Source organism: Paraliobacillus sp. X-1268 (genome assembly GCF_003426095.1).
Lineage (GTDB): Bacteria > Bacillota > Bacilli > Bacillales > Amphibacillaceae > Paraliobacillus_A > Paraliobacillus_A zengyii.
This window is the reverse complement of record NZ_QJSK01000017.1, coordinates 24,839-51,434: the sequence shown is the minus strand read 5'-3', so window position 1 is coordinate 51,434 and position 26,596 is coordinate 24,839. Positions and strand designations below refer to the sequence as shown.

Annotated in this window: 20 protein-coding genes and 1 other annotated feature; of the genes, 15 read left to right on the top strand and 5 right to left on the bottom strand. The window is 34.7% G+C overall.

Annotation, left to right across the window (positions count from 1 at the left end; all coding sequences use genetic code 11):
• Nucleotides 1–221: 221 nt before the first annotated feature.
• Nucleotides 222–2,459 carry a methyl-accepting chemotaxis protein gene (locus tag D2K62_RS14940; protein WP_117161668.1) on the bottom strand — a complete coding sequence of 746 codons (2,238 nt, stop codon included), beginning with the start codon at nucleotides 2,457–2,459 and terminating at the stop codon, nucleotides 222–224.
• Between the two features lie 161 nt (nucleotides 2,460–2,620).
• Between D2K62_RS14940 and D2K62_RS14935 the strand changes: the two genes are divergently transcribed.
• The 9 genes from D2K62_RS14935 (at nucleotide 2,621) to D2K62_RS14895 (ending at nucleotide 11,493) form a co-directional block, all read left to right on the top strand.
• Nucleotides 2,621–3,661: a PTS sugar transporter subunit IIC gene (locus tag D2K62_RS14935; RefSeq protein ID WP_112181670.1), complete on the top strand. Its 1,041-nt coding sequence runs from the start codon at nucleotides 2,621–2,623 to the stop codon at nucleotides 3,659–3,661.
• 38 nt (nucleotides 3,662–3,699) lie between these two features.
• A complete protein-coding gene (locus D2K62_RS14930) occupies nucleotides 3,700–4,017 on the top strand; it encodes a thioredoxin family protein (RefSeq protein ID WP_117149563.1) in 318 nt (105 codons plus the stop codon).
• Between the two features lie 78 nt (nucleotides 4,018–4,095).
• Nucleotides 4,096–4,923 (top strand): DUF1444 domain-containing protein, encoded by an 828-nt coding sequence (locus tag D2K62_RS14925; RefSeq protein WP_117161667.1) that lies wholly within the window; start codon nucleotides 4,096–4,098, stop codon nucleotides 4,921–4,923.
• A gap of 2 nt (nucleotides 4,924–4,925) precedes the next feature.
• Complete coding sequence (gene ytpR, locus D2K62_RS14920; RefSeq protein ID WP_112181667.1) at nucleotides 4,926–5,528, top strand: YtpR family tRNA-binding protein; 603 nt, start codon at nucleotides 4,926–4,928, stop codon at nucleotides 5,526–5,528.
• Nucleotides 5,529–5,661: 133 nt separating this feature from the next.
• Nucleotides 5,662–7,785, top strand: a complete 2,124-nt coding sequence (locus D2K62_RS14915; protein WP_232824314.1) for a DNA translocase FtsK — start codon at nucleotides 5,662–5,664, stop codon at nucleotides 7,783–7,785.
• Nucleotides 7,786–7,886: 101 nt separating this feature from the next.
• Nucleotides 7,887–8,996: a nicotinate phosphoribosyltransferase gene (locus D2K62_RS14910; protein WP_112181665.1), complete on the top strand. Its 1,110-nt coding sequence runs from the start codon at nucleotides 7,887–7,889 to the stop codon at nucleotides 8,994–8,996.
• 90 nt (nucleotides 8,997–9,086) lie between these two features.
• A complete protein-coding gene (gene murC, locus D2K62_RS14905) occupies nucleotides 9,087–10,379 on the top strand; it encodes a UDP-N-acetylmuramate--L-alanine ligase (protein ID WP_112181664.1) in 1,293 nt (430 codons plus the stop codon).
• A gap of 215 nt (nucleotides 10,380–10,594) precedes the next feature.
• Nucleotides 10,595–11,002, top strand: a complete 408-nt coding sequence (locus D2K62_RS14900; RefSeq protein WP_112181663.1) for a DUF948 domain-containing protein — start codon at nucleotides 10,595–10,597, stop codon at nucleotides 11,000–11,002.
• Nucleotides 11,003–11,046: 44 nt separating this feature from the next.
• Nucleotides 11,047–11,493, top strand: coding sequence for a YtxH domain-containing protein (locus D2K62_RS14895; protein WP_112181662.1), 447 nt, complete (start codon nucleotides 11,047–11,049; stop codon nucleotides 11,491–11,493).
• Nucleotides 11,494–12,111: 618 nt separating this feature from the next.
• On the opposite strand, the gene D2K62_RS14890 is transcribed toward D2K62_RS14895, so the two are convergent.
• Entirely contained in the window at nucleotides 12,112–14,241 is a 2,130-nt protein-coding gene (locus D2K62_RS14890) for a cell division protein FtsA (protein ID WP_117161666.1), read from the bottom strand.
• A 170-nt stretch (nucleotides 14,242–14,411) separates the two neighbouring features.
• On the opposite strand from D2K62_RS14890, the gene D2K62_RS14885 reads away from it, so the two are divergent.
• The 4 genes from D2K62_RS14885 (at nucleotide 14,412) to motS (ending at nucleotide 18,401) form a co-directional block, all read left to right on the top strand.
• The gene (locus D2K62_RS14885) at nucleotides 14,412–15,479 is read left to right on the top strand and encodes a bifunctional 3-deoxy-7-phosphoheptulonate synthase/chorismate mutase (RefSeq protein WP_117161665.1); all 1,068 of its coding nucleotides are present in this window, start codon (nucleotides 14,412–14,414) and stop codon (nucleotides 15,477–15,479) included.
• Nucleotides 15,480–15,703: 224 nt separating this feature from the next.
• Nucleotides 15,704–16,705, top strand: a complete 1,002-nt coding sequence (ccpA, locus tag D2K62_RS14880; RefSeq protein WP_112181659.1) for a catabolite control protein A — start codon at nucleotides 15,704–15,706, stop codon at nucleotides 16,703–16,705.
• A gap of 84 nt (nucleotides 16,706–16,789) precedes the next feature.
• Complete coding sequence (gene motP / locus D2K62_RS14875) at nucleotides 16,790–17,614, top strand: flagellar motor protein MotP (RefSeq protein WP_112181658.1); 825 nt, start codon at nucleotides 16,790–16,792, stop codon at nucleotides 17,612–17,614.
• Complete coding sequence (gene motS, locus D2K62_RS14870; RefSeq protein ID WP_112181657.1) at nucleotides 17,601–18,401, top strand: flagellar motor protein MotS; 801 nt, start codon at nucleotides 17,601–17,603, stop codon at nucleotides 18,399–18,401. The genes motP and motS overlap by 14 nt, the downstream gene beginning before the upstream one ends.
• A 126-nt stretch (nucleotides 18,402–18,527) precedes the next feature.
• On the opposite strand, the gene D2K62_RS14865 is transcribed toward motS, so the two are convergent.
• Nucleotides 18,528–21,500 carry a transglycosylase domain-containing protein gene (locus D2K62_RS14865; RefSeq protein ID WP_117161664.1) on the bottom strand — a complete coding sequence of 991 codons (2,973 nt, stop codon included), beginning with the start codon at nucleotides 21,498–21,500 and terminating at the stop codon, nucleotides 18,528–18,530.
• Nucleotides 21,501–21,633: 133 nt separating this feature from the next.
• Nucleotides 21,634–21,841: a binding site (T-box leader), on the top strand.
• Between the two features lie 63 nt (nucleotides 21,842–21,904).
• On the opposite strand from D2K62_RS14865, the gene tyrS reads away from it, so the two are divergent.
• The gene (tyrS, locus tag D2K62_RS14860; RefSeq protein WP_117161663.1) at nucleotides 21,905–23,173 is read left to right on the top strand and encodes a tyrosine--tRNA ligase; all 1,269 of its coding nucleotides are present in this window, start codon (nucleotides 21,905–21,907) and stop codon (nucleotides 23,171–23,173) included.
• A gap of 174 nt (nucleotides 23,174–23,347) precedes the next feature.
• The gene (pfkA, locus tag D2K62_RS14855) at nucleotides 23,348–24,304 is read left to right on the top strand and encodes a 6-phosphofructokinase (RefSeq protein ID WP_117161662.1); all 957 of its coding nucleotides are present in this window, start codon (nucleotides 23,348–23,350) and stop codon (nucleotides 24,302–24,304) included.
• A gap of 45 nt (nucleotides 24,305–24,349) precedes the next feature.
• On the opposite strand, the gene D2K62_RS14850 is transcribed toward pfkA, so the two are convergent.
• Together D2K62_RS14850 and ku are read right to left on the bottom strand one after the other, a co-directional pair.
• Nucleotides 24,350–25,609, bottom strand: a complete 1,260-nt coding sequence (locus D2K62_RS14850; protein ID WP_117161661.1) for a YeeE/YedE family protein — start codon at nucleotides 25,607–25,609, stop codon at nucleotides 24,350–24,352.
• 140 nt (nucleotides 25,610–25,749) lie between these two features.
• Entirely contained in the window at nucleotides 25,750–26,589 is an 840-nt protein-coding gene (gene ku / locus D2K62_RS14845) for a non-homologous end joining protein Ku (protein WP_117161660.1), read from the bottom strand.
• Nucleotides 26,590–26,596 lie beyond the last annotated feature (7 nt).

The following is a 26,596-nucleotide window of genomic DNA, read 5'->3' as shown; positions in this document are numbered from 1 at the left end:
CGCAATCATCATGTAGAATCTGAACTAGCTTTGGAAATATACGTAGACTCCTGTGGGAACAGCACGGGCTGAAGATCCACTCGGAAAGCGGTCTTTGCTTATCCGAGTTAGCTAAAGCCGTGCCCACGGAAAGCGGAGTATATTTCCTAAGCGGTATGTTACATCGCAGTTTCTCTCAAATATGCATTACTATAAATTTTGTGACAGAGCGATATAAATGGTTAATTCTTATCAGCCTGATCATTGTCTTGATAATTAATTGATTCCTCGGAAGGTTCTTCAAGTAGTTCATCTTCAGGCTGATTTGGATCTTCTTCCTCTATTCTGTCTTCTAATTCTTCATCAAAAGCAGTTGTAACTCTATGGTCACCGTTAAATTCATCATCATCAGGCATATCTTGATTGTAATCTTCTTGTACAGGTTCTGCCTCTGTTTCTGTTTCCACGTCTGGTATTTGTATAGTCTCATTTTCTTCATTTGGATTTGCTCGAATCGAAAATTGTTCGACTTCTGCGGCAAGCAATTGAGATAACTCTTGTAAATCTAAGGCTGAGTGATTTACATCATCAATCGCCTGTGCTTGAGAATCACTTGAGGCGGCAACTTCTTCCGCACTTGAAACAGATTCCTCAGATATAACACTTATTTCTTGTAACTTCTCATCTAAGTTTGTATTTAACTTATCAACGTCACCTAATGATACTTGAACATCATCTAAAGTATTAGTAATGTCATATATTTGATTAGTAATTTTATTGAATGCTTGTTTTGTTTGATTCACTGCATTACCCTGTGTTTCTTGGTAAGTGTCAAATTTGGCAGCATCCTCAGATAGACTTACCATTTGCCCATTAATTTGATGTATCATCTGGTTAATTTCTTGTGCTTCTTTTTTCGAGCGTTCAGCAAGCTTTCGAACTTCTTGTGCAACAACAGAGAACCCTTTACCACTTTCACCTGCACGTGCAGATTCTATGGCAGCATTTAAAGCTAATAAATTTGTACTATCTGCAATATCCTCTATGGCTGAAACAATAGACGTAATCTGTTTTGTTTGTTCAGCTGTGTACTGTACTTGTTCTGTTAAGTGTCCTGCTAATTGCAAAAAGGAAGTAGAAGTTTGTTCTAGTGTATCTACTGTTTGTAAACCTAGGTTAGATTCTAATTTCGCATCCTCTAATGCTTTTGCAATTCCCTCAGATGCAGTATTTGTATTTGCCAATGCATGCGAAACATTTTTAATTAATACCATGCTCTCTTCTATTTGATCCGCTTGTTTTTGTGCTCCCGATGCAACATGGTTAATTGCGGTATTGACTTGTTCGGTTTGTGCAGCAGATTCTTCTGAGCTTGCTGCTAAATTTGCAGAAGAATCATTTAAAACAAGTGAAGCATGTTGTACTTTTACCATGGATTGTTCCATTTTGTCAGTCATATTGTTAAAGGTAATAGCTAAATCTGCTAATTCATCTTTAGTGGTAATGGGAATGCGGTGAGCTAAATCTCCATTACCAATTTGTTCAGCACCATTTTTAATTGTTTGTATTGAATTAGTAATTATTTTTAATAAGTATCTTCCGCTAAATATAATAGCAATTAAAGTAAGTAAAACCGTTATCCCAAATATGATAAACATATTCCGATAAGAATTTTGCTGTTCAATTTTTATCCCATCGTTTATTACTTCAACATTACTTCCGACAGCTTGTGTTTGATTGGTTACTTCGTTTGTAACATCTTCAAATGAAGCTTTAATTGCCTCGGCTTGTGCTTTTGTTCGTGAAACTGTTGATAAGGATTGTTGGTATCGTAATAAACCAGTAGTGAAGGTGTCATTATCTTCATTTGAAAAATCAGCAGCACTGATTACATCCTTTAAATTATTAATTTTATTGTCAATTTCACCTTCAGCATTTTCTGTTAGGTTAAAATAGTTCTGTTCCAGAATTTTAACTTCTAATAATGCACGCATAAGTTCCGGATTGTCTTTTTCAGAAACTAATTGATAGAATTGTTCATAGTAATCAGTAATCGTCTTTATTAAACCGTCTTCTTCGGAAAAACCAATCGTACGATACATACCAACCATTGAATCTAACTGATTAACATATGTAGTAGCATTTTCAGAAATTGCAGCATAATCACTAGCTATTTCTGGATAAGCTGCATACGAATTAGAAAGTTGAACAGCCTCTGATTGAATCGTAGTAATAGATTGCTTGATTAATTCAGCATGTTCTTCGGATGGATCGGCATAAAATTGCTCTTCAGCTTCCCTAGTTAAAGCAACTTGATAGTTTATTCGCTCACTATCAAGTAATGCACTTTGAAGTTCTTCGCTTTCTTTCGTCGCTTGATTTTGTTGATTAAAAAAGTAAAGTGTTAAGCCGCTTAATACTATAATGCTTAAAATAGATATGAGAATAATAGCTTGCATGCGACCTCGTATCGTTTTCAATATGACTCCCCCTAGAAATTTCTATAATTTTCACATAATTAATATTATAGCTATAGTTAATTGACATTACAACTAGTTATAATGGCCTACTACAAAATATGCTAATCTTGAGTTTATTGCCAGGTTTGTGTAAGATAACAAATAAAAGGATGTGATAAGTTATGAAAGACTTTTTGGCTAAGAAAGGTGTTACACTATCAGCTCGTACTTACTTTATTACAGCACTTAGCTATATGGCATTAGGACTATTCTCTTCTCTTATTATCGGTTTGATTATTAATACCTTAGGACAACAATTAGAAAACTCATTAGGTACCATTGCATTAACTTCATCGTTACAAGAAATTGGAACATTTGCAATGGATAATAAGGTAGTGGGCGGAGCAATTGGTGTAGCAATAGCTTACGGGTTAAAAGCACCACCTTTAGTCTTATTTTCGGCAGTGTTTAGCGGTGCATTAGGATATGAACTTGGTGGCCCAGTCGGTAGTTATATTAGTGCATTATTTGCTGTAGAATTTGGCAAACTTATTTATAAAGAAACAAAAGTAGACATTTTATTAACACCTCTTTTAACAATTATGGTAGGGTATCTAATGGGTAAATTTATTGGTCCACCAATAGATTCATTTATGACAGGAATAGGAAGCGTGATTAATTGGTCTACGGCACAACAACCTTTTATTATGGGGATTATTGTTGCTGTAATTATGGGGTTAGCGTTAACTGCACCGATTTCTAGCGTTGCTATTTCTCTTATGCTTTCATTAGATGGATTAGCAGCTGGAGCAGCTGTCGTAGGATGTGCTGCCCAAATGGTTGGTTTTGCAGTTTCAAGTTATCGTGACAATGGAGTTGGTGGGTTAATTGCACAAGGTATTGGGACATCTATGCTGCAAGTTGCTAATATTATTAAAAAACCAATTATTTTGTTACCGCCAACGCTAGCAGGAGCAATTATGGCACCATTTGCCTCTGTCTGGTTTGAAATGACAAATAATGCTTCAGGTGCTGGAATGGGTACTGCAGGATTTGTGGGTCAGATTATGGCCTTTAATACAATGGGCTTTTCAATGGAAGTATTTTGGATGGTATTAGCTGTACATATTATTGGCCCTGCAATTTTAAGCTTACTTATTTCAGAGTTTCTTCGTAATAGAGGCTTAATTAAACCAGGCGATATGCGAATTGATTATGATTAATTGATTAAATGACTATAATTATGTAGGGGGAATATGAAATGAGAGCACTTGAATCAGAAAAAGAACTAGCAAATATACTTGCAGAAGAAAAAGGTAAAACAGTTCTGTTATTTTCAGCGGACTGGTGTCCAGATTGTCGTTTTATTGATCCTCTTTTGCCTGAATTAGAAGATAAGTACCAAGGTATTACATTTATATATGTGAATCGCGATAAATTTATTGATTTATGTGTACAGTATGATGTTTTTGGAATACCTAGTTTCTTAGCATTCAAAGATGGATTGGAAGTAGACCGTTTCGTTAGCAAGGATCGAAAAACAAAAGAAGAAATTGAATCATTCTTAGATAAGATTTAAAATTATAGCTGATTAAAATACTATTTGATACAATGAATGATATCTATGATTAAAGACTCCTTGAAGGAGGAATAACAAATGGCAATGAACAGCATAAAAATGAAAAAACTATTAGATGATAGATTTAATAATCCGGAATGGCGAACTTCGTTTAACCGGGATAAAGATGTATATCGAGTGGAATGGCAAGACACACATCAAGGAATTTCCATTACAGTTCCAAATGTTATAGCGAAATATGAACAAAGTGGTGAAAATGCAATTGATGAGTTAGTGTATCATGTGGAAGAATCATTAAAAATGATGCATGTTAAACAAGAATTAGAAGGAAAAGAAAAACAAATATATCCAGTTATTCGTTCAACCTCGTTTTCTAAGAAAACAAAAGCTGGTGTAAAAATGGTATATTCAGATCATACAGCAGAAACACGGATCTACTATGCGCTTGATTTAGGACATACTTACCAGTTAATTGATCAAAAAATGTTAGACACTGAAGGTTGGACATTGGAGCGATTAAAAGAAATTTCTATGTTTAATGTTCGTTCTTTATCAACGGAGACCAAAGTGGACCAAGTTGCAGGTAATAATTTTTACTTTATTGCAACAAGAGACGGCTATGATGCTAGTCGTATTTTAAACGAAGCATTTTTGGAAGAAATGCGACTAAATGCGGTAGGAGAGCTAGCGGTTGCAGTTCCACATCAAGATGTATTAATTTTGGTTGATGTACAAAATGAAATGGGTTATGATATATTAGCACAAATGACGATGCAATATTTCGCTGAGGGACGTGTTCCGATTACATCGTTATCATTTATATATGAAAATAAACATTTAGAACCTATTTTTATCTTAGCTAAAAATAAACCTACTAATGAAAATGAAACAAAAAAGGATGAATAAATATGAACGTTTATTACAATGAAAAAGGGATAGGCGATTGCTTATTAATTCCTTTTAAACAAGGAGATCGCTATCAAACATCATTTGAGAAATTTGGTGATGTTGTACGTATAATAGATACAAAAACAAAAGAAGTATTAGGTTATAATATTTTTCGAGCATCGACATACTTTACATTGGGTAATGGTCAAATTCCTTTAACGGAAGATCTTCTAGATAATATCAAAGATGTTTTTGCGAAAAATAATGTCTCAGATTCCTTAGATATCGATCTTTCTCCTAAATTTGTCGTTGGTTATGTAAAAGAAAAAGTACCACATGAAAATGCAGATAAATTAAATGTCTGTCAAGTCGACATCGGTGATGTAACCACTCAAATTGTCTGTGGTGCACCAAATGTGGAAGCTGATCAATATGTAGTTGTGGCAAAGGTAGGAGCGATTATGCCGAGTGGTATGGAAATAAAGGCAGCTAATCTAAGAGGTGTTGATTCTTTTGGGATGATTTGTTCTCAAAAAGAGCTTGGTCTTCCGGATGCTCCTAAAGAAAAAGGTATCTATGTATTAACAGAAGATGTAAAAGCTGGACAAGCTTTCATATTTTAAATAAAAGAAAACGCAAAAGAGTAAATACTCTTTTGCGTTTTTCTTTTACGTAAAGTGTTCAATTTTAATGAAAACCTGTTAAAATAAGAAATAACTAATGATATGGAAGTGTGAAAATAATATGTGGGAAGAAATGAAAAATAAAATAAAACAATTACTAGATACAGAAGAGACGATTGAACCACCTAAAACGAGACGAAATCATACAAGTAACAATCATGTAGAAACAAAGGTATCATATGAATATCCTACCAATAGAAAATTTGATTTTCCTATTATTCCAGATAAACCGAAAAAGGAATTTTCAAGAAGGCCATCTGTTTCAGAATTAGAAACTAATGTAGCAAAGTTTAAAGATAAACAACTCCCTGAGGAGAAGGTTTTTAAACGAAAATTCTCGGCTACTGAAGTTCCATCACCAATATACGGTTTTGGTAAAAGACCAGGAAAAACAATTGAAACAGATACACCAGCGTTTTTGCGTAAAGAAAAAATTCATCAACAATCTAATTTAACATTTTCAACAACGGAAGATTTACTAGATGAAACGCTATCTGATGATAAGTTGAATAAATTACATGAGGATAACCCCTATATTAAGCCACAGGTTATAGAAGAAAAAGAAGTAGCTTTTGAAAACTTCTCTCAAGTTGAACAAGTAAATGAAATAGAAGTTGACAACGTTGAGGCTGCACGGTTTGAAGAGAAACAAAAAACAGTTGAATTTAATAATAGGAAAGTAAGAGAACGTAATGCAGTACCATTTAATGTAAGAATGCGTCCAAGTGATAAAAAACGTTATCATCAAAAAAACAATCAGATACAACAGCAACAATCAAAAAAAAACGCTGCACCTCCACTTTATCTATTAAATGATCCAATTAAAAGGTCTGCAGGTAATCAACAATGGATTGAGGAGCAAGCAACATTATTAGAAACAACTTTAAAACAATTTCATGTCAACGCAAAAGTAATTAATACAATGCAAGGACCTTCTGTCACAAGGTTTGAAATTCAACCTGAAGCTGGTGTGAAGGTGAGTAAAATTAAGAATTTGAGTGATGACATTAAATTAAACATGGCTGCGAAAGATATACGAATGGAAGCACCAATTCCAGGTAAACATGCAATTGGAATTGAGATACCAAACGCAGATCCACAAGCTGTTGGCTTACAGGAAATATTTGAAGATCAATCATTTCACAACAGTTCATCTGCATTAAGTGTTGCTTTGGGGTTAGATATTGCAGGTAGTCCGGTTATAACGGATATAAAGAAAATGCCTCATGGACTGATTGCAGGTGCAACGGGATCAGGAAAAAGTGTTTGTATTAACTCTATTTTGATTAGTCTGTTGTATAAAGCAAGTCATGAAGATGTTCGTTTTCTTTTAATTGATCCTAAAATGGTGGAATTAGCACCGTATAATGGCATTCCACATTTAGTATCGCCTGTCATTACAGATGTGAAAGCCGCTACTCATGCATTAAAATGGGCAGTCGCTGAAATGGAAGAAAGGTATCAGAAATTCGCACAAGAAGGTGCACGTGATATCGATCGCTATAATGAAAAAATGAAGACGCAAAATAAGTATGATCAAAAAATGCCATACCTCGTCATCGTAATTGATGAGTTGGCTGATCTAATGATGGTTTCACCACAAGATGTTGAGGATGCCATTTGTAGAATTGCACAAAAAGCGAGGGCATGTGGAATTCACCTCTTGTTAGCGACCCAACGACCATCGGTAGATGTTATTACAGGTTTGATTAAAGCCAATATACCTACAAGAATTGCTTTTAGTGTCTCTTCACAAGTAGATTCCCGAACAATCATTGATACAAATGGTGCAGATCGTTTACTTGGTAAAGGAGATATGCTATTTGTTGAAAATGGTGCTAGAAATCCTGTGAGAATTCAAGGGGCTTTTGTTTCAGATGATGAAATTGAACGTGTGACAAGTTATGTTAAACAGTTAGCACCTCCTAATTATCTATTTGAACAAGAACAGTTGTTAAAACAAATCGATACAGAAGAAACGGAAGATGATCTTTACCCAGAAGTATTATCTTTTGTACTAGAACAAAATGGAGCAAGTGCTTCTTTGGTACAAAGACGGTTTAAGGTTGGCTATAACCGTGCTGCACGATTAATTGACACATTAGAGCATAACGGAATTATTTCCGCTCAAAAGGGAAGCAAACCACGTGATGTATTAGTTTCGGCTAATGAGATGGACACAGAACGTATTCAATAAATCCAATTAATCAAACTAAATAACTTGTGCAAGTTATCTTAATCTTATATGATAGAAAATGGTATATAAACTTATTAGAACGCAACGAGGGGTTAAGTATCATGAAAAAAGAAATTACAAGGAAACTTAATGGTGAAATAGAAAGATTAACAAACAAGACTTTTAAATTTGATGATCGAATTAAAGATGGTTGGTTTTCAGCAGTTTATTTTTTAAAAACAAAAGAAATTGCAGAAAAACTTATTCCGAATAATCAAGTAACAATGCAATTTTTTCAGAAAAGTAATGCAGTACTCTGTGGTTCTGATGAGGCAATTGCTTTAATACATACTTTTGCTGATAATCCACAAGAACTAGAGATCTTTTCATTAAAAGATGGTGATAAAATAAGTCCCTATGAAACAGTATTAACTGTTAAAGGACCATATCAATCTTTTGGATTCTTAGAAGGGATTATAGACGGTGTCTTTGCTAGGCGAACGTCTGTAGCAACAAATGTATATAATGTGGTAAAAGCGGCAAGAACCTCTGGTAAACAAAAACCAGTTATTTTTATGGGAGATCGTGATGATCACTATACACAACAAGCTGGAGATGGCTACGCCGCCTTTATTGGTGGATCTACTGCACAAGCAACACATGCGATGAATGAATGGTGGGGTAAGACAGGAATGGGTACAATGCCACATGCCATGATTCAAATGTTTGAAGGAGATATTGTCACTGCAGCTCAAGCATACAAGGAGACGTATCCAGAAGACGAATTGATGGTACTAGTGGATTACAATAATGATGTTATTACAGATTCTTTGAAAGTGGCACGTGAATTTGGTAAAGATTTAAAAGGTGTTCGTTTAGATACTTCGAATCATATGGTAGATAAATATTTTCTTAGAAATCAGCATTTAATGGGAACGTTCGATCCAAGAGGCGTTAATCCCGAATTAATTTTTGCTTTACGGCATGCTTTAGACGAAGAGGGTTATCAGCATGTTAAAATTATAGCAAGTGGTGGCTTTACAGAGGAACGTATTCGTACATTCGAAAAACAAGATGTTCCAGTTGACATGTATGGAATCGGTAGAAGTTTATTAAATGTTCACATTGGTTTTACCGGAGATAATGTTTTATTAAATGGTAACCACCAGTCAAAAGAAGGTAGAAAATATCATCCTAATCCTAGACTAGAAAAAGTAGCTTATCTTAAATAAAAATGCTACTTTTTTGGTTGTTTAGGTTAAACTACGATGTTGAGTAAATAATGAGTATATACAGATTAAGCTTTTTGGAGGTTCAAATTTATGACTATCTACCATTTTATTGGTATAAAGGGTACAGGAATGAGTGCATTGGCACAAATTCTGCACGACTCAGGTGAGTCCGTTCAAGGTTCTGATGTAGATAGTGTCTTTTTTACACAGACAGCATTAGAAAATAAAAATATTCCAATCTATTCTTTTTCAAAAGACAATATCAAAGACGGGTTAACTATTATAGCAGGTAATGCTTTTTCAGATGATCATGAGGAAATTAAAGCTGCACATGAAATGGGTTTAACATTTTATCGCTACCATGACTTTCTTAGCGAATGGTTAAAACAGTATACAAGTATCGCTGTTACAGGTGCACATGGTAAAACATCAACTACAGGATTATTAGCACATGTGCTAAAGCAAACTTATCCTATCTCCTATTTGATAGGGGATGGAACTGGTTTAGGACATGTTGATAGCAATTATTTTGTCTTTGAAGCATGTGAATATCGTCGTCACTTTTTAGCGTATGAGCCGGATTATGCCATCATGACGAATATTGATTTTGACCATCCAGATTATTTTTCTGATGTTGAGGACGTAGTTAATGCTTTTGAAGAAATGGCTAAAAACGTAAAAAAAGGGATTATAGCTTGTGGTGATGATGAATATCTTCAAGCAATACATGCTAAAGTTCCAGTTCTTTATTACGGTTTTTCTGAAAACAATGACTTTCAAGCCAAAAATGTAACAGATACATCTAATGGTATGCGTTTTGATGTATTTGTTCGAAATAATTACTATGATACGTTTTCAATTCCTATGTACGGTGATCACAACATATTAAATGCGTTAGCAGTAATTACTATTTGTCATTATGAAGGAATGAAGGCAGAAGATATTAAAAAAATGGATACTTTTTCTGGTGTGAAACGTCGGTTTACTGAGAAAAAAGTTGGGAATCAAATTTTAATTGATGACTATGCACATCATCCTAAAGAAGTAGAAGCTACTTTGGATTCAGTTCGTAAAAAATATCCGAATAAATCTGTTACAGCTATTTTTCAACCACATACATTCACACGCACAAAAATGTTCTTACATGAGTTTGCAGAAACGCTCCAAGCAGCAGATCATGTATATCTGTGTGATATATTTGGTTCAGCTCGAGAAGGAAAAGGAAACCTGACTATTGAAGATTTAAAATCGCTTATTACAAATAGTGAATTATTAAATATTGAAAACACAGAAGTATTAAAACAATATAAAGACGGTGTCTTAGTTTTCATGGGTGCTGGTGATATTCAAAAATTCCAAGATGCTTACGAAAAGAAAATTTAAATAAACAGGTATATTTAGCTTATATATCGAAATAGTAAAGAGAAGGATTTTATGCCTTCTCTTTACTATTAATTAAATAGATAGAAATTTATCACGAATAAATTTGATCTATATTGTAAAATTTAAATGATATGTTTTACAAGAATATATTTCGGGTAAATAAGTATATAAACATGGTAATAATAAATACATATAAAGGAGATGACTGGTAGCAGATGATTATTTTACTTTACATCGCAGCACTAATATTCGCAGTTGCATTTGCAGTACTTGTTGTTTATTTAGCTAAGGTACTTAAAGCAACGCAACGTACAATGTCAAATGTAGCAGATACCTTAGAAGGTTTAGAAAAACAAATGGAGGGTATAACAACAGAAACAACTGAATTATTAAATAAAACTAATAAGCTTGCAGAAGATGTCAATGATAAGTCACAACGTTTAAATACGTTAGTTGATGGAATTAAAGGTATTGGTGAGACTGTACAAGGTTTTAACCAGTCGATTCGAAATGTTTCCACTAGTATTACAAGAGTTGCTGAAGAGAATAAGGAAGAAACTGCTCAAGCAGTTAAATGGGGAACGATTGCAATGGAAATGTTCAAAAAACGAAAAAGGGAATAATGTAGTTTATATAGATAAGAAATAGAAAATAGGGAGGAATAGGAATGAGTAATCAAGAAGAACAAAATCAAGCACAGAACGAGAATATTAATAGCAAAGACTTTTTAATCGGTTCATTAATCGGAGGTATTGTAGGTGCTTCGGTCGCTTTACTATTTGCACCTAAGGCTGGTAAAGAACTGCGTGAAGAGTTAAACCAAGGAGCTAGCACTATTAAAGAACGTGCAAGCGATTGGAAAGATGTTGCATATGAAAAAGGAACAGAGTGGAAAGATTATGCAAAAGAAACATCTGCACAGGTACAAAAGAATGTTACAGAAAAATCACAAGAATTAGGCGATAAGTTTAAAGAAACAACTAAGACTATTCAAGAAAAGATCAATACCGCACAAGAAGATGCTGATGTTGTCAAAGAAACGGCAGAAGAGGCAGCTGAAGAAGTTGCAGAAGCAATTGATGAAGCAGCAAAAGACGTAAAAAAACAAGGCTAATATATAAAAAGGGTTGTAGCTGAAAAATAGCTACAACCCTTTTCTTTGTCTTTAACTAAACCAATAAATTCAAACGTAACTACCTAGTTATTATCATCAACTGCAACGTCACATTCTGGTCTTACTCGCTACATCAGGAAATGGTTTCGCTTTCCGTGGGCACGAACTCAGCATTCTATAGAAGCAAAGAACGCTTTTATAAATAATGTTCGGTTCGTGGGATTGATCATCCCATTGAAAACATTTGCTATTCCCACAGGAATCTCAACCATCCTCTGCTAGCTTTTAAGATCACTCTATAATTTAAAATACAAACAATTGATAAGCTTGTTTATTGCTAAAGTGTATGTAACTAAAATAGCAATAAACCGATTGTCTCTCTTTCATAATTGTAATTTTTAACTCATGAAAGAAATGCATACCTAGCGTTGGAAATATACGTAAACTCCTGTGGGAACAGCACGGGCTGAAGATCCACTTAGTAAAGCGTTTGTTGCTTTACTAAGTTAGCTGAAGCCGTGCCCACGGAAAGCGGAGTATATTTCCAACAAGGTATGTTATGTCGTAGTTTTTCTCTGTGACGTTTTACAAAGTAATAACGATGGTGAAAAGGCCCTGTTAGTTAATTGTAATTTCGTCGTTTGGTTCTAACGGTTCGAAAAAGGTTGTTGGTTTACCATTTTTTTTGATATCTACACTACCTTTTACTTTTGATAAATCTATAGAAATATGTCGGAATATATCTTGAAATATAAAGCCAGTTTCTTCTGTTGATCTAAGCTCTAACTTGTCCCCATGATATAAAAGATCATCTATATCCCGCTCTTTATTTTGTTGAAAAACACGTATTGTTTGCTTATTTAATAGGATAGGCTCCCCATTATATGTTATTGACATCGATTGATCTAATTCAATTGATAAAGCATGCAATACATTTCCTATAGTGGGAACTTGTCTATTCACTACCTCGATTTTATTTCCAGGTTGTAATACTGTTTTGTTTTTTGCTACTTTTCCATTGACCAGAAGTTTAGTTGAGAAATCACTTAATTCTTTTACTTCCCCATCAATATAAATTTTAAAAGTGTATAATTCAGTTAAAATGTCTTGTCTATTGTGTTTTATTAAAAAATCCTCTACAGTTTTTGATTCAATCACATTTACCTTATCATGATCTTTTAATACATAATCTAAATTGCTTTTTACTCCGTTGACTTCAATAGAAGGTTTTACATACTGTTTTCTTTCATTTAAGTAAACAGTAAATGTATTTACTTCACCGACTAACTCTTCAATTGTAACGATAGGGTTTTTACCATTCTCCCCTTTTTCAACATGTAAGATATCCCCATGTTTAATAGGTTCTTCTATTGTTATAGGTTGTCCATTCAATAGAATAGAGGGGGCTTTGCCATAGGTGCCAGGTAAAGTGATACTCTGTCCATTAAAACTTATAATATAAGCCATTCCAGGTCGACCATATAATTTATCAATATGGATACCAGCAGCTAGCAAACAATCACCAACAGTTAATTGTTTCATATCGAATAATCGAACGGCTCGATCATTTACTGTTACACTAATATAATGAACTGGATTTTGTTTTGCAGCAATTGCAATTCCGATCGGTGTAATGAAAGCAGGACCAGCAGGAACTTCAGCAGAAAATTTTAAATTCGGAATAGCATCTGTTCCACGAATGGCAACACGATTTACTGGCAACTGTAACTTTTCAGCCAATTTGATTGTCAAATTAGGTGTTAAACTTCCACCCCCAACTAACATAACTGCTTTAGGGGCCTTTGTATTTAACTCTAAAATTTCTTGTGCTATCGCATCTGCGAGCTTTTCAATTGCACCATCTATTGCTTGTGCAAGTTCATCAAAAAGAATCTTTTCTTCAAATCCTAAAATATCGGTAATAATGGATTCATTATTTCCCGTAATTTCTTTCTTAACACGTTCTGCTTCTTTAAAATCCAACAAATAGTGATCACTAATAGCTTCTGTTATCTCATCACCTGCACGTGGTACCATGCCATAAGCAGCAATTGTACCACTATCAGTCAAGGCAATGTCACTCGTACCAGCTCCAATGTCAACTAAAGCAACGTTAAGTCTTCGCATAGAAGTGGGAATAAGGACATTGATTGCAGCAATAGGTTCTAGTGTCAGTGCTTCCATTTCTAAATCCGCACGTTGTAATGCGGACAATAATGATTCAACAACTACTTTTGGTAAGAAGGTGGCGATAATTTCAACTTCAGCCTTACTACCTTGTTGATCAATGAGAGAGCCAATTATATCATTATCTAATTTATATTGTATAACGGAATATCCTACACAATAATAATGCGTACTCAAATTATCTGCTTCCTCCAAAGCTAAATCATGTTGGGCTTGTTGTACGGCACTGAGTTCCAAAAAGAGAATGTCTTCTTTTTCTATTAGTGGGTGCTGTTCAATATTTTTAGTAATTGTCGTTCGCTTTGTTTTAAGAGCTCTTCCAGCAGCAGCAACGCATACTTTAGTGAGCTTAATAGTATGCTTAAGTTCTAGCTTCTCTTTCACCTGATGAATTACCTTTGCTACAGCAACTACGTCATGGATTTGCCCATCTAACATCGAACGTTCCTCGTGTTCTTGCATAACATAATCAATTAGTTTGTAATGCTCATCTGTTTGTTCCAAAATTAATCCGACAACAGAACGTGTTCCAATATCTAATGCGAAAATATACTCATTCATAAAATTTAATCCTTTCTATACTACATGGTTACATATGATGAAAGATAAAGAATATACTAAATATTTAAACATAATAATGACAAGTATTAAAATATTAGCTATAATTGTGACTAACTAAAAAAACGTCTTATATCTATTATAACGTGAAATCAAAACAGGGGGTAGTCCAATTGAGTAATCAAGAACTCGATCAATTAAGACAAGAACTTGATCAAATTAATTTAGAAATATTAAAATTGATCAATAAACGTGCAGAACTAGTTCAAAAATCTGGAGAGGTAAAGGGAATACAGGGTGCAAATCACAGTTATGACCCAGTTCGTGAACGTGATATGCTTGAATTAATTAAGGTAAATAATAAAGGGCCATTTGAAAATGCTACGATAATTCATCTTTTTAAAGAAATTTTTAAAGCTGGTTTAGATTTACAAGAAGATAATCATAGCAAGGCATTACTAGTTTCTAGAAAGAAAAAACCAGAAGATACTATAATTGAAATAAACGGTGAAAAATTTGGTGATGGAAACCAACATTTCATATTCGGTCCTTGTGCAGTAGAAAGTTATGAACAAGTTGCTCAAGTTGCAGAGCAGGTTAAAAAGAAAGGTCTCAAGCTAATACGAGGTGGTGCGTTTAAACCAAGAACATCTCCTTATGATTTCCAAGGTCTAGGCTTTGAAGGATTAGAAATCTTAAAGCGTGTTGCAGATGAGTATGGTTTAGCAGTTGTGAGTGAAATTGTAAATCCAGCAGATATTGAAAAAGCTTTAGACTATATTGATGTTATACAAATCGGTGCACGTAACATGCAAAACTTTGAATTATTAAAGGCAGCAGGTGAAGTAAATAAACCCGTCTTATTAAAACGGGGAATGTCTGCCACTATTGCGGACTTTATTAATGCAGCAGAGTATATTAACTCTAGAGGGAATGGGAATATTATTCTTTGTGAGAGAGGTATCAGAACATACGAAACAGCAACTCGTAACACATTGGATATAACAGCTGTACCTATTTTAAAACAAGAAACACATTTACCAGTTATGGTTGATGTAACACATTCAACAGGAAGACGAGATCTATTAATTCCTGCTGCAAAAGCTGCACTCGCAATAGGAGCTGATGGTGTGATGGCAGAAGTACACCCTGATCCAGCTGTTGCTTTATCGGACGCAGCACAACAAATGGACTTTGAGATGTTTGATCGTTTTATGAAGGAAGTAGCAAATTATAAATAATAAACAGCCCTCTTGTTTGTAGTCTAATCAAGAGGGCAAAACTTTGTAAATAAGATATATATATTCTTTTCATAACAAAAAAACTTAAAATTTGATATAATATAACACATGCATGTGATAAATCTTTAATACATAGTGAATCATTGCGCAATAACTTATAGTAACGTATGATTAAATAAAGAGTGTCAGGCTAATTAAAAGGAATATACGGAGGTAGAATTAAGATGAATATAACAATATATGATGTAGCAAGGGAAGCAAATGTATCAATGGCAACAGTTTCACGAGTGGTTAATGGCAATCCGAATGTGAAACCCGCAACACGTAAAAAGGTGTTAAATACAATTCAAGAATTAGGGTATCGTCCAAATGCAGTGGCACGTGGTCTTGCAAGTAAAAAGACAACAACTGTTGGTGTTATTATTCCCGATATCTCAAGTATATTTTTCTCTGAATTAGCTAGAGGAATTGATGATATTGCAAATATGTATAAATATAATATTATTTTAAGTAACTCCGATCAAAACGTAGACAAAGAAATAAAACTAATTAACACTATGTTAGAAAAACAAGTAGATGGTATTGTTTTTATGGGTGGAAAAATAACGGAAGAACATGTACAACAATTTAAAACATCTCCAGTACCAGTAACATTGGCCGCTACTATCGATCCAACAGAAACGATATCTTCGGTAAATATTGATTATGAACATGCAGCTTATGAAGCAACCCAATTTTTAATTGAAAAAGGACATGCTAAACCTGCTTTTGTATCTGCTCTTGAAGAAACACCAATAAATGAATTGAAGTACAAAGGGTATGAGCGTGCTTTAGTAGAGTCAAAACAAGAAGTAGATCTATCCTTCGTCATTAAAGGTGATTACACGTACGATTCTGGAATAGAAGCGGCAGAACAACTTGTTGCATTAGAAAGTAAGCCGACAGCAATATTTGTTGCTTCGGATGAAATGGCATTAGGTGTTATACACGGTATTCAAGATAAAGGACTGAATGTCCCTGAAGATATTGAAGTATTTGGTTTTGATAATACGCGTCTTGCAACAATGGTTAGACCTACATTGTCTACTATCGTTCAACCTATGTATGATATTGGAGCTGTAGCAATGCGCTTATTAACTAAGTATATGAATAAAGAAGAAGTTCAAGAATCAAATGTTATTTTACCACACCAAATTATCGAAAGGAACTCAACAAAATCAAATTAATGCCGATATATAAAATATCAAATTGCAAATCCTTGGCATGAGGCTAAGTCATACAAGTTTGCACGTAAGTTAGGGAGAGGGCATATGAAAAAAAGAGATATTTTAACCCCAATTGGCATAACATTAGGTTTTATTATGATAATTTTTGGTATTATTTCAAGTGGTGGTACTAGTGGATTTGTTTCGTTTATACAGGTCGCTTCCATTATCATCGTATTAGGTGGTTTAGTTGCCGCTCTATTGATTAATTTCAATTTAGAGCAAATAAAGTTAACAGGTAGCGTATTAAAAGAAACATTTAACAGAAATGAGCAGAACCTTGGTGATCTAATTCAATTATTTGAACGGTTATCAGAAAGAGCAAGACGCGAAGGTTTATTAGCGCTAGAGAATGAGTTAGAGAGTGTAGAAGATCCTTTTATTAAAAAAGGTGTATTATTAGCAATAGATGGTATTGAGCCAGAAGTAATTAATGATATTATGAATGCTGAGATTACAGCAATGGAAGATCGGCATTTAAAGGGTCGTATTATTCTAGAAAAGGCTGGAGAGTATGCCCCGGCATGGGGAATGATTGGAACATTAATTGGTTTAGTATTAATGCTGAATAACCTAACCGATCCAACCACACTCGGTCCAAATATGGCTGTAGCGTTATTAACAACGTTTTATGGATCTGTTTTGGCAAATCTAGTATTCATACCCATGGCAGGAAAACTAGAAATAAAAACAGATGAAGAAATATTCATGAAACAAATTGTTATAGAAGGAGTCATCGGTGTTCAATCTGGCCAGAATCCAAGAATTCTAAAAGAGAAATTAAGTGCTTTCCTATCTGAAAATATGAAGAAAAAACAAGAAGAAGGAATAGATGAGGGTGCGGAGGATGTAGCAAATGAAGCGTCGTAAAAAACGGATAGATAAAGGCTCTCCGAAGTGGATGGTAACTTACGCCGATTTAGTAACGCTCATTTTAGTGTTTTTCATATTACTTTTCTCTATGTCACAAATTGATCTAGTCAAATTCGAAGCTGTGGCAGAATCTTTCCGTAACCGTATGATTTTTGATACCTTTCCTTCTACGTTAGAAATGGACAATCCAACGGAAAATGCTGAACCGCAAGTAGAAGATGAGGGAGCAGAAGAAACGAATAATAATCTATCTGAATCAGAAACGGAAGTAATTGATTCAAATGAGCAAACCAATAGTGAAATGTTAGAAGATAATCAAGATACACTGGATGAATTGTTAGCAGAGATTCAAGCCTTTTTAAACGAGAATGATTTACAAAATACGATTACAGCAAATCGAACTGATCAAGGTGTTGTTTTAATTTTACAAGAAAGAGTTTTATTTGATTCAGCTGAAGCTGAAATTAAAGCTTCAGGCGAACCATTTCTAGATAAAGTAGGCTTACTACTTGAAAATATACCTAATAATGTAAGAGTAGAAGGTCACACAGATAATCGTCCTATATCTACTTTGCAATATCCTTCAAATTGGGAACTATCGGGTGCGCGAGCCAGTAGTGTTATACGTAAGATTATTGATTCGAGTGATTTAGATGAGGGTAGATTCATGGCAGTTGGTTATGGAGATACAAAACCAATAGTCGAGAATAACTCTGAAGAAAATTGGAGTAGAAACCGACGTGTTGAAATGGTTATTTTAGAATTAAATCAGGATTTTGAGTAGTTTGCGTGCATCGCGAATGCTTAGATCGATATTAAATTTAGTAATGGCTCCATCTAAATGAGATGGAGCTATTTTTATGTGAAGAAACAAAAAGGATTCGCAGTATCATACTGCGAATCCTTTTTGTTAATCCTCATTGTTGTTACTATCAGCCTCGTTGCTGCTATCTTGAGTAGATTCTTCATTATTTTCGGAATTACCCTGATCAGATTCTTCTTCTTCGTTATTTTCCTCTTGCTCTTGCTCACTATTCTCATTTTCTGCTTCATTATCTTCTGAAGTATCTTCTTCTGGTTCATTATCGTTTTCTGGCTCAGGCTCAGGTTCAGGTTCACTGAAATCGCCAACCTCTAGCTCATTGGAAGCTTTGGATTCTTGACCAAAGTAATCAACAGCTTTAACTTGATAAACAGCTTCTGAATTTCCGACGTTTAAATTAGTGTCAGTTGTACTACCAATTAGCCTGAAATTACTGTCTGGATCATTGGCACGATAAATGCGATAACCAACAACATCATTACTGGACGATTTGTTCCAAGTTAATGCACTTCCTGATTTAGAGACAGAACTTGGTGCGTTTGGTGCTTTACCATCATTCTCTATTTCATCTGTACTAGGAACTTCAACATCCGAACCAAGCGCACTATTATTGGGTAATAATGTCCCAGTAATATTACTTAAGTTATCATAACCATTATCTTTAAGCCAATCGGGATTAAAGGCGACCCCATTTTCATTTGTAAATTCCTCTGGCGTATTTTCCCCAGCAATAACTGCCTCTTCATTCACGATCACATAACGTCCACCAATTAGACTATTATCTTTTTCAGTCGGAACAAATTTCGAATTGTATATATCTGATCCTACTAACCCTAAATCACTACATATACTAGTAGGTAAAAGTCCAGATGTTTTACAATAAGAACTTGATACGATACCATCTGGGCGTTCAAAGTTAGAACTTGGAGCCATTAGGTCTGGATCAATTTCAGTGGCTAGATTAACGAGCTGCGCCCAAAAAACTTGATTACGTCCGCTATAGCCATCTGTCAAAGATTGATTATAATCATATCCCATCCAAGTTCCGACAGTAACATTTGGATTGGTTGCGACAAACCAGGTATCTTTAAATTGATCACCTGTTCCTGTTTTACCTGCCCAATCTACACTGGAATTATTTAAATTTGCTCTTGCTGTAGTAGCAGTACCTTGCGTTACCACATCGCGCATCATATCGATCATAAGATAATTTGTTTGTTCGCTAAATACTTTTACTGACTCACTTTCATGTTGATAGGCTACTTCACCTTCGCCTGACTCAATCTTTTCAATAATAAATGCATCAGTAAAGTTTCCGTTGTTTCCAAATGTCGCATATGCATTTACATTTTCCTCCACACTAGCTTCTGTTGTACCAATTGCTAGTGAATTGTATGTTGCTTCTGGAACATTACTAAAGCCCATTTTTTTGTAATACTTCTCGATAGGATTCACACCTATATCTAATATATCTAGAAATACTCTTGTTGCAGGAACATTGTATGACTGTGTTAACGCTTGTCTTGCAGTAACGAGTCCGTGATAACCTTTTGAATAGTTTCCTGGGAATTCTTCATCTGTTGGTAAGTCAACATCTGCAATGATTGATCCAGGTTGAACCGTTCCTTCTTCCATGCCTGGTGCGTAATCTATTAATGGCTTCGCAGTACTACCAATGGATCTTGGTACATCAGTGGCATAGTTTTTATTTGATATATCAAAATCTCTTCCGCCAACAAAGCTAATAATTTTACCGGTAGCATTATCGATTAATACACCACCAACTTGTACAGGTTGAACAAGTGGTTCTTCTTCTCCAGTTTCTTCATTTGTAGTCATGATTGCTTTTTTAGTATTTTGATTTATCGCCGTTTTTTCTGGACCATAGTTATTGAAATTTGCTGCAAGATCTTGATGTGCATCATAAATTTCTTTATTAATTGTGGTTTGGATTTTATAACCACCTTGACTTAATTCTCTTTCTGCCTTAATTTGATAATCCTCTTGCAATGTTTCATCTTGTAAATCTTCTTCTGTATAGCCATCTGCTTCTGCTAATTGTGTTCGTAATATTTCTGTAGCTCTATCCCGAATTAAATTTGTTAAATAAGGATATTCAGAAAAACTTGTAGGTGTTGGCTCCGCTAAGTTAGCGACAATATCATATTCTAGCGCTTCGTTATATTCTGCCTCACTTATATATTCTTCCTCAAGCATTCTTGTAAGAACAGTTTTCATTCGATCCATACCTGCCTGCAGACTCTCTTCATCTTTTATCTGACCATTATTAGTAAATGGCGTATAAGTAATTGGACTTTGAGGAAGTCCAGCTATAAATGCAGCTTGTGCAATATTTAAATCTATTGCATCTACATTAAAGATGCCTTCTGCTGCTGTTTGAATACCAGCAATATTACGACCGTTTGCATTTCTACCAAAAGGTACAATATTTAAATATGCTTCTAAAATTTCGTCCTTCTCTAAAAATCCTTCAACGCGCATCGCTAGTAATATCTCTTTAGCTTTACGTTCAAATGACACTTCATTTGTTAATATTTGATTTTTAATGATCTGTTGTGTTAAAGTACTTCCACCAGTTTTTGTTGCTGAATTAGTTACTTCTTGAAATAGTGCACGCAAAATTGCTTTTGGAACGACACCATTATGTGTTTCAAAGTATCCATCCTCAGTTGCAATAATAGCATTGCTTACATTTTCTGAGACTTGATCTAGGGTAACTTCTTCACGATATAAATCAGAACTAATTTCACCCATATAAACTTCATCTGCAAAATAAACTTCTGAAGTTTCAGAGTAGTTATAAATGTCTTCTTTCATATCTGCCTCTGCTCTTACAGGCTCGTCTTTTACTAAAGATGCAAAATATCCTGCTCCAAGCCCCCCTGCAAAAAAGAAGCCAACAACTCCTATAATAATGAAGAAAAGTGTGATATTCCAGACTATATCATAACCAATACGTGATATACGCTGAAACTCTCCTTTCTTCCACCAACTGCTAATGGATGTATATATTTTATGAAAAATGCGTTTAAAATCCATAATAAGACCTCCTAAAATTCCAATCTATATTATAGCATAAATGTTTAATTAAGAATTAATATGTCCAAAAGTTTAACGCTTTCTCTTGCAATTGTAATAAATCTGTGATATTAATGTAACACAATGATAAATAATTAACGCTATGAAAGAATGCAGTAGTAAGATAATTCCCTGTTACAGAGAGCTGACGTTTGGTGTAAGTCAGTACACAATTACCTTATGAATTACGTTCCGGAGTTTCTTCTTTAATAGAAGACGGTGCTACCATGCATCGTTATGAAATGAAGTGGCAACTAACTGTTGCAACGAGGGTGGTACCGCGAGCATATCTCGTCCCTTCTTAGGGATAAGATATGCTCGTTTTTGTTTGCAATTATTTACTAATAAGAAGTGGAGTGAGGGTTATGGATATTTTAAAAGATTTGAAAGAACGTGGATTGGTTCAACAAATTACAGATGATCAAGGCTTAGAAAAGCAGTTAAAGGAAAATGTCATTACATTGTACTGTGGATTTGATCCAACTGCTGATAGTTTGCATATTGGACATTTAGTTCCAGCGCTAATGTTAAAAAGATTCCAACAAGCAGGCCATAGACCGATTGCATTAATCGGCGGTGGTACAGGTATGATTGGTGATCCAAGTGGTCGGTCAACAGAACGTCAATTAAATGATGAAAAAACGGTTCAACATTTTAGTGATCAAATCAAACGACAGTTAGCAACTATTTTGGATTTCGGTAATGATGAAAATGGTGCGGTAGCACGTAATAATGCAGAATGGCTTGGCAATATGACGTTAATTGAATTTTTAAGAGATACAGGCAAACATTTCAGTATTAATTACATGCTTGCGAAAGATTCCGTTCAATCACGTTTAGAAAATGGTATCTCATTTACTGAATTCACCTATATGATTCTTCAATCATTTGACTTTTTAAACCTTTATGAGAAAGAGAATTGCACCTTGCAAATTGGAGGAAGCGACCAATGGGGAAATATTACTGCTGGAATGGAATTGATTCGAAGGTCTAGAACCGAACAAGATGAAACAAAAGTATTTGGTTTGACTGTACCGTTAATCACAAAAGCAGACGGTACAAAGTTCGGTAAAACAGCTGGTGGTGCTATCTGGTTAGATCCAGAAAAAACTTCTCCATATGAGTTCTACCAATTCTGGATTAATACAGATGATCGTGATGTTATCAAGTTTTTAAAATACTTTACATTCTTAGAGATTACTGAAGTGGAAGAATTGGAACGGGAATTAGAAGCAGCTCCAGAAAAACGAGTGCCGCATATTCGACTAGCAGAAGAAATGACAACATTAGTGCATGGAAAAGAAGCATTAGCTCAGGCACAAAAAATTTCTGCCGCGTTATTTAGTGGTGATATTAAAGCATTAAATGGTAAAGAAATTGAACAAGGTTTTAAAGATGTGCCGACAGTTGATTTAGTTAAAGAAGAAAAAGCATTAATTGATGTCTTAGTTGAAGCAAAGATTTCACCATCTAAACGTCAAGCGCGCGAAGATATTCAAAATGGTGCTGTATACATTAATGGCGATCGTCAGCAAGAGTTAACTTATAATCTAGATGAAAATGACCGTATTGATGATACGTTTACTATTATTCGTAGAGGTAAGAAGAAATACTTTTTAATACGATTTAAATAATTATCAAAACCACTGTTCTTACTAGAATAGTGGTTTTTGAATAGATTTGTGGGAAAAAAATAAGTCATTACTTTGGTTATTGTATAGAATTACTTCATGTTATAATAGAATCAATGATAGATAAGCATTATAGATAAAGTAGGGTATAGATACATAAAGAAAGGTTGGATAATAATGAAAAAAATTGCTGTTTTGACTTCAGGTGGCGATTCACAAGGAATGAATAGCGCCATACGTGCTGTGGTGCGTACTGGTATTGCCAATGGATTTGAGATGATTGGTGTAAAAAGAGGATTTAAAGGTTTAATGGAAAATGACTTTATAACTTTAGGAACACATGATGTAAGTGATATTCTGTATCGGGGGGGAACATTTTTACAATCTGCACGTTCTGAGGAATTTAAAACAGAAGCTGGACAAAATAAAGCGATAAGTAACTTAAAGGAACAAGGAATTGATTCCCTTGTTGTAATTGGTGGAGATGGTAGTTATCGTGGTGCACAGGCACTTGCTAAACGTGGAATTAAAACATATGGTTTACCAGGAACGATTGATAATGATATCCCGTTAACAGATTATACAATTGGATTTGATACTACATTAAATGTAGTGACAGATGTGATAAGCAACCTTAGAGATACAATGAGTAGTCATGAACGTGTCAGTGTGATTGAAGTGATGGGTAGAAGTTGTGGTGACATTGCATTGCAGGCAGGTATTTCTAGTGGAGTTGACGCTGTTTTAATACCCGAGTTTGCGTGGGATATTGAAGAAATTTCAAAAAAGCTTACTAGTGGTTTTCAAAGAGGAAAAACACATAGTATCGTTATGGTCGCTGAAGGGGCAGGAAAAGCAGAAGAAGTTGCTCGATTAATAAAGGAACATTCAAAATTAGATACAAGACCTACTGTTCTAGGTCATATCCAACGTGGCGGTACACCAACAGCATTTGATCGGTTATTTACAAGCAGAATGGGACATAAGGTAATTCAATTAATTGAAGCGGACATTACTGGTGTTGCATTGGGTATGGAGAAAAATGAAATCACTTATCACACGTTTGATGAAATTTTTAATGCTGAAAATGTAGTAGATAAGAAATTGTATCAAATTTTTCAAGATTTAGTTTGAATGAAGGAATTTTAAAGGCTCACCACATTTGTGGTGAGCCTTTTTTTAACAAAAAGTATCTTTTATTTTTGGTACAGATAAGCCAAATATTGGGCGGAGGAATAATGCTACAAACGTTCCTGCTAATGCGAGTGCTCCCCATATATAGCCGTGTAAACTAAATGATGCAATTCCACCAAAGTAAGCACCAATATTACAGCCAAAGGCAAGACGAGCACCATATCCCATGCATAAGCCACCTATAACAGATGCAGCAGCATTCTTGCCAGTGATTTTAGTGAATTTGAAAAGACCACCAGCTGCAGAAGCTAGAAATGCACCTAATATAACGCCAAAGTTCAATACCGTTGTTGAGTCTGCAAAAATAGAAGCATCGAGTGATGCAGCATTTGCACCTTGCCAATAACCCCAATTCGCTACATCGAACCCAACAAATTGAGCAACTTTTGAACCCCATAAAGCAAAAGCTGATGTAATACCCCAAGGAGCACCTCGAGTCATTAATGTTATAGCATTTAATACTGCTAATACAATAGCAGCAGTAAATAGTGGCCAAGATCCACGTAAAATACGTTTCCAACCTTTTTCTGAAGGTATCGGTGCCATTTTAGGTGGTTTTCTCTTTTTCTCAATTACTAAGGTAATCCATGCAATTAGTCCAAATAAAGCAATTGATAATATCCAAGCACCACCATAACCTAAACCTGTGGAGGTTGCTAGTGAAATAGGTTCAAATGCTGGTAAGTCTTCGGTCCAAAATGGTAGGTGATAAGCACCAATTGTGGAACCAACAATGAAAAAGAGTAGCGTGATAAACATGACAGAACGACCGCCACCTAGTGCGTAAAGTGTACCAGAAGCACAGCCACCTCCTAGTTGCATGCCTAAACCAAATAGAAAAGCGCCTACCAAAAGGCTTACCCCAACAGGTGAGACATAACCAGAGACACCATCTCCAAAAAATGAATAACCAAAAGCTAAAATTGGAGCAAATAATGTAACTGCAACAGCTAGCATTAACATATGTGCACGTAGGGATTGCCCGTTACCTACTGAAGCTAATCTGCGAAATGCTGAAGTGAAACCAAATCGTGCATGAAATAACGTATAACCAATTAAAAGTCCTATTACAAGTAATAAAGGTTGAACAATATTTTGCGTAGCCATCAGATAAATCATTAATATCGCTGATATAATTAACCCAGCAACTATTAACTTAATTTGAGGTTTATTTAAACCAGTACCTTGTCTTTTTACTGGATCCTTTACATCATTAATAGGTTGAACATTTGCTACTGTATCCATAAAAACATCCTTTCCCGATAAATTTAGTAGTAATTACAATTGTTAATAATATCGGGCATTATGTTATGAGTCAAGAATCTTAACTCATAAATAAGGACATTCACTCATTATGAGCAAATATCCTTATTCATAGTGCTTGATTAACCATTGGATGTTTTCTTCGTTGCCGCAGTTTTTCTTTTAACAGGTGTGGCTTTTTTCTTACTTTTTTTCGTTCTATTTAAAGACTTTTCTAATGCATCTTGCAAATCAGTAACATTACTTGGCTTTTTAGGTTCTTTGGCAGTAGAAACTGCTTCTTCATCTTTTTTCTTTTGAATTAAGTCTAATAAAGCTGTTCGATAGTCATCTGTATATTTCTCTGGTTCAAATGAAGCAGTTAGTTGATCAATTAACATTTTTGCGGTTTCTAATTCCTTTTTAACAACGGTTGCTTCTTCAGGTACATTAGGTACCTCTTGAAAGCTGCGAACTTCATCTGGATAGTGAATAGTCTCCATTACTAAAGTGTTATGGTAAATCCTCACAACTGAAAGCTGTTCTTTTGATCTAATAGTAATCTTTGCTAATCCTATTTTTTCTGTATCCTTTAACGCTTCTCTCAATAGTGCATAAGCTTTACCACCGCAATCATCTGGTGATAAATAATAACTTCGGTCAAAATAGATCGGGTCAATTTCGTCTAATTTTACAAAGTCGACTATTTCAACCGATTTATCATCTTTTTCATCTTTAATCGATTCAAGATCCTCATCTTCTAAAATAACAAATTTATTTTTGGTGTACTCATATCCCTTAACAATATCATCATTCCCAATTTCTTTTTCACAGACTGGACATACTTTTTCATATTTTACGGGGGACTTACATTCCTTATGCAGATTGCGTAGTTTCACATCTTTGTCCTCAGTTGCAGAGTGTAATTTAACTGGAATATTTACTAAGCCGAAACTTATTGTTCCTTTCCACATTGTGTGCATTTTATCA

Excerpts from the sequence above, each read along its gene's own strand:
- D2K62_RS14895 (WP_112181662.1), top strand. The coding sequence starts at position 11,047 with ATGAGTAATCAAGAAGAACAAAATCAAGCACAGAACGAGAATATTAAT.
- ccpA (WP_112181659.1), top strand. The coding sequence starts at position 15,704 with ATGAATATAACAATATATGATGTAGCAAGGGAAGCAAATGTATCAATG.
- ytpR (WP_112181667.1), top strand. The coding sequence starts at position 4,926 with ATGAACGTTTATTACAATGAAAAAGGGATAGGCGATTGCTTATTAATT.
- D2K62_RS14900 (WP_112181663.1), top strand. The coding sequence starts at position 10,595 with ATGATTATTTTACTTTACATCGCAGCACTAATATTCGCAGTTGCATTT.
- D2K62_RS14850 (WP_117161661.1), bottom strand. The coding sequence starts at position 25,609 with ATGGATACAGTAGCAAATGTTCAACCTATTAATGATGTAAAGGATCCA.
- murC (WP_112181664.1), top strand. The coding sequence starts at position 9,087 with ATGACTATCTACCATTTTATTGGTATAAAGGGTACAGGAATGAGTGCA.
- pfkA (WP_117161662.1), top strand. The coding sequence starts at position 23,348 with ATGAAAAAAATTGCTGTTTTGACTTCAGGTGGCGATTCACAAGGAATG.
- ku (WP_117161660.1), bottom strand. The coding sequence starts at position 26,589 with ATGCACACAATGTGGAAAGGAACAATAAGTTTCGGCTTAGTAAATATT.
- D2K62_RS14935 (WP_112181670.1), top strand. The coding sequence starts at position 2,621 with ATGAAAGACTTTTTGGCTAAGAAAGGTGTTACACTATCAGCTCGTACT.
- motP (WP_112181658.1), top strand. The coding sequence starts at position 16,790 with ATGAAAAAAAGAGATATTTTAACCCCAATTGGCATAACATTAGGTTTT.
- tyrS (WP_117161663.1), top strand. The coding sequence starts at position 21,905 with ATGGATATTTTAAAAGATTTGAAAGAACGTGGATTGGTTCAACAAATT.
- D2K62_RS14925 (WP_117161667.1), top strand. The coding sequence starts at position 4,096 with ATGGCAATGAACAGCATAAAAATGAAAAAACTATTAGATGATAGATTT.
- D2K62_RS14890 (WP_117161666.1), bottom strand. The coding sequence starts at position 14,241 with ATGAATGAGTATATTTTCGCATTAGATATTGGAACACGTTCTGTTGTC.
- D2K62_RS14915 (WP_232824314.1), top strand. The coding sequence starts at position 5,662 with ATGAAAAATAAAATAAAACAATTACTAGATACAGAAGAGACGATTGAA.
- D2K62_RS14930 (WP_117149563.1), top strand. The coding sequence starts at position 3,700 with ATGAGAGCACTTGAATCAGAAAAAGAACTAGCAAATATACTTGCAGAA.
- D2K62_RS14910 (WP_112181665.1), top strand. The coding sequence starts at position 7,887 with ATGAAAAAAGAAATTACAAGGAAACTTAATGGTGAAATAGAAAGATTA.
- motS (WP_112181657.1), top strand. The coding sequence starts at position 17,601 with ATGAAGCGTCGTAAAAAACGGATAGATAAAGGCTCTCCGAAGTGGATG.
- D2K62_RS14865 (WP_117161664.1), bottom strand. The coding sequence starts at position 21,500 with ATGGATTTTAAACGCATTTTTCATAAAATATATACATCCATTAGCAGT.